5 protein-coding genes are annotated in these 3,480 nt (G+C 56.7%); 2 read left to right on the top strand and 3 right to left on the bottom strand.

What is annotated here, in order from left to right; all coding sequences use genetic code 11:
• Positions 1-187, top strand: a 187-nt coding sequence (locus CU103_RS31900) for a hypothetical protein (RefSeq protein ID WP_210203872.1), incomplete at its 5' end; no start/stop codon positions are given.
• Here the strand turns inward: CU103_RS31900 and CU103_RS30885 are convergent.
• Complete coding sequence (locus tag CU103_RS30885; protein ID WP_106667822.1) at positions 184-684, bottom strand: gluconokinase; 501 nt, start codon at positions 682-684, stop codon at positions 184-186. The genes CU103_RS31900 and CU103_RS30885 overlap by 4 nt on opposite strands.
• Positions 681-1,448 carry an SDR family oxidoreductase gene (locus CU103_RS30880; protein ID WP_106667821.1) on the bottom strand — a complete coding sequence of 256 codons (768 nt, stop codon included), beginning with the start codon at positions 1,446-1,448 and terminating at the stop codon, positions 681-683. Before CU103_RS30880 ends, CU103_RS30885 begins: the two co-directional genes overlap by 4 nt.
• Before the next feature lie 226 nt (positions 1,449-1,674).
• Here CU103_RS30880 and CU103_RS30875 point away from each other — a divergent pair, with 226 nt between their 5' ends.
• Positions 1,675-3,108 (top strand): aldehyde dehydrogenase family protein, encoded by a 1,434-nt coding sequence (locus tag CU103_RS30875; RefSeq protein WP_106667823.1) that lies wholly within the window; start codon positions 1,675-1,677, stop codon positions 3,106-3,108.
• Positions 3,109-3,203: 95 nt separating this feature from the next.
• Here the strand turns inward: CU103_RS30875 and CU103_RS31895 are convergent.
• The coding region (locus CU103_RS31895; protein ID WP_210203871.1) for a hypothetical protein at positions 3,204-3,480 on the bottom strand (277 nt) is incomplete at its 5' end.

The following is a 3,480-nucleotide window of genomic DNA, read 5'->3' as shown; positions in this document are numbered from 1 at the left end:
CGGCTCGTCCGGGCTTTTGTATTTTGACCCGGTGGCCGGCCGAGCTGAACCGGCATCAGGGGCCCGCAAGGAGGCCCAGCCGACGCCGTGGGACAAAAACCAAATCCTGTCCCCGCAACCACATCAATGCCATCAAAACCAGCTTCTCCAAGCAAAACCCCGCTCAAGCGGGGTTTTTGGCGTTTAGAGGCCAAGCTCAGTCAACCAAGCCACGCATGTCGCCACAATCTCTGCAACCGGCTTCGCCACATCCTGACGCAGAACAAGCAATTCGCCAATCGGTGATTCGAGCGTCGCCAACTGGCTATCGAGCATTGAGACCGGCATGAAGTGGCCGGTTCGTTTGCTCATGTGGTCGCGCAGAACCGCAGGGCTGCCGTCGAGGAAAATGAAGGCAAGGGGACCGCCTGCGGCCTGGCGCAACCGGTCGCGGTATATGCGCTTCAAAGCCGAGCAGGAGACAACGACGCCGTGTTCAGTTTTCGCGAGCTCAGTGCCAATTCGGGCGAGCCAAGGCCAGCGATCTTTGTCCGTCAACGGAATGCCCGATGCCATTTTCTGAACGTTGCTTTCCGGATGCAAAACGTCGCCTTCGATAAATGGCAAGGCCAGCTCGGTGGCAATTCCACTTCCGACAGAGGATTTGCCCGAGCCGCTCACTCCCATGACAACAGCGCGAATCATAGCGAAGCGGTGATGCCGCCATCGATATGGATGACCTGGCCATTGACGAAGGAAGAGGCATCGCTGGCCAGGAAGATTGCTGCGCCTACCAGTTCCTCGACATTCCCCCACCGGCCGGCCGGCGTGCGCTTTTCCAGCCACGAGGAGAAGTCGGGATTGTCAATCAACGCCTGATTGAGCGGCGTCTTGAAATAGCCGGGTGCGATCGCATTGATCTGTAAACCGTATTTTGCCCAGTCGGTGCACATGCCGCGGGTAAGGTTGCGAACAGCGCCTTTGGTCGCGGTATAGGGTGCGATCGAAGGACGGGCGAGTTCGCTTTGCACGGAAGCTATATTAATGATCTTGCCCCGCCTGCGTCTGATCATGTACTGGGCGACGCTCTGGCCAGTGTAGAAAACACTAGACACATTGGTCTGGAGTAATTGCAACCATTTGTCTTCAGGGAAATCTTCCAAAGGAGCCCTGAACTGCATACCGGCATTGTTGATCAGAATGTCGATTGCACCGATATCAGACTCAATCCGCTCGATAGCCTGTTTGACTGCCGCAAGGTCAGTAACATCAAAATAAGACGCATGGGCACGGTAGCCGGACGACGTCAATTTTGCGGTTGCAATGTCGACCTTGGCCCTGTCGCGGCCGTTGATCACGACCGCCGCTCCATGTGCCGCCAGACCTTCGGCGAGTGCAAGGCCAATACCTTGACTTGACCCCGTGATGAGGGCGAGCCGCCCATCGAGGCTGAATAACGGATAGGACATGATAGCGTTCCCTCAATATGTTCGTCTGGTAGTCACAAGTGCCATGGAGTCTGGATCTACTCGCCAAGAATCATCAGAAACTGTATACCGGCAGTTCCGTTTGGCGAGCAAAGATATGCGTTGAACCTCATTGCCGGAGATCAAAAATATCGGGGATGGGGAGATTCGCGTTGAAACGGCCTGCTCCTATGGTATTGGTGCGGCCAAACAGGATGAGAGATATATCATGACCTTGCACCAGAACTTGATTAACGGCGAATGGGCCGGTGGCGATGCCATCGCCAACATCAACCCGTCGAATACCAATGATGTCGTCGGCGAGTATGCACGCGCGACGGCGGAAGATACGCTTAATGCTATCGCTGCTGCGAAAACTGCATTTCCGGCGTGGTCGCGGTCCGGTATTCTCGAGCGCCACGCGATCCTGCGCAAAACTGCCGACGAGATTACCGCGCGCAAGGATGAACTCGGCCGGCTGTTGTCGCGCGAAGAAGGCAAGACGCTCGCCGAGGGCATTGGCGAAACGCTGCGCGCTGCGCAGATCTTCGATTTCTTCGCTGGCGAAGTGCTGAGGCTTGCCGGCGAGGTACTGCCAAGCGCCCGGCCGAACATTGGCGTCGAGATCACCCGCGAACCGGTCGGCGTTGTCGGCATCATCACACCCTGGAACTTCCCTATCGCCATTCCCGCCTGGAAGATCGCTCCGGCTCTCGCCTATGGCAATACTGTGGTATTCAAGCCGGCCGATCTCGTGCCTGGCTGTTCCTGGGCCATCATCGACATATTGCATCGCGCCGGCTTGCCAAAGGGCGTGCTCAACCTTGTCATGGGCAAGGGCTCGGTGGTCGGCCAGACCATTCTCGATAGCGCCGATGTCAATGCCATTACTTTCACCGGATCGGTCGGTACGGGCAAGCGGGTTGCCGCGGCCTCGATTGAGCACATGCGTAAATTCCAGCTGGAGATGGGCGGCAAGAACCCGTTTGTTGTTCTGGACGATGCGGATGTGAATGTTGCTGTCGAGGCGGCGGTGAACAGTGCCTTTTTCTCCACGGGCCAGCGCTGCACGGCGTCATCGCGCTTCATTGTGACGGAAGGCATTCACGACAAGTTCGTGTCTGCTGCGACCGAGCGGTTGAAAGGGCTCGTAGTGGACGATGCGCTCAAGGCAGGAACGCATATTGGCCCGGTCGTCGATGAGAGCCAACTCAAGCAGGATATGGATTACATCGAGATCGGCAGAAGCGAAGGCGCCAACCTGGTTTTCGGCGGTGAGCGTCTGAACCGGGAAACGCCAGGCTTTTATCTGCAGCCGGCGCTCTTTACCGAGGCCACCAACCAGATGCGCATCTCACGCGAAGAAATATTCGGGCCGGTCGCTAGCGTAATTCGCGTCAAGGACTACGAAGAGGCATTGCATACGGCCAATGACACGCCGTTCGGCTTGTCCTCCGGCATTGCAACCACGAGCCTGAAGCATGCCACGCATTTCAAGCGCAATGCGGAAGCCGGTATGGTGATGGTCAATCTGCCGACGGCGGGCGTAGATTTCCACGTTCCTTTCGGTGGGCGCAAGGGATCAAGCTACGGCCCGCGTGAACAGGGCAAATACGCCGCCGAGTTCTACACGACTGTCAAGACCGCCTACACATTGGCTTAGACACGATACGACGGCAATTTATTACAGTTCCATGTTGCGGGCGTCGCATTTTGCGGCGCCCGTTTCGTTTGGGTTCTAGGCTGTTCGGAGCGGACTTATCCCCAGGGTATGTTGTTGAGTTGGAAAAGTTTGGAAAAATTGAAAAAGGTGTGTTGACAGTTTTGCTGGGTGGGGTCTATATACCGGCACAACGAGGGCGGGGCGCCGCTGGCGGTTGCTGAATGCGCCCTAAGGTTTGCTAGGCAGGAATGCTGAGGCAGGCGGTCTTTGAGAGCTTTAGGGATTGTTGCGGAAGTGACATTCTTTTCGGTTTTTCCGGTTTTGTGTAAACCGGAAGGCTTTTGTGCCTGACCGGAAGGTTGGGTTTGTTTG

The organism is Phyllobacterium sophorae, from assembly GCF_003010965.1.
GTDB classification, from domain to species: domain Bacteria; phylum Pseudomonadota; class Alphaproteobacteria; order Rhizobiales; family Rhizobiaceae; genus Phyllobacterium; species Phyllobacterium sophorae.
The sequence above is the reverse complement of the archived record's forward strand: the minus strand, read 5'-3'. Positions and strand labels throughout refer to the sequence as shown.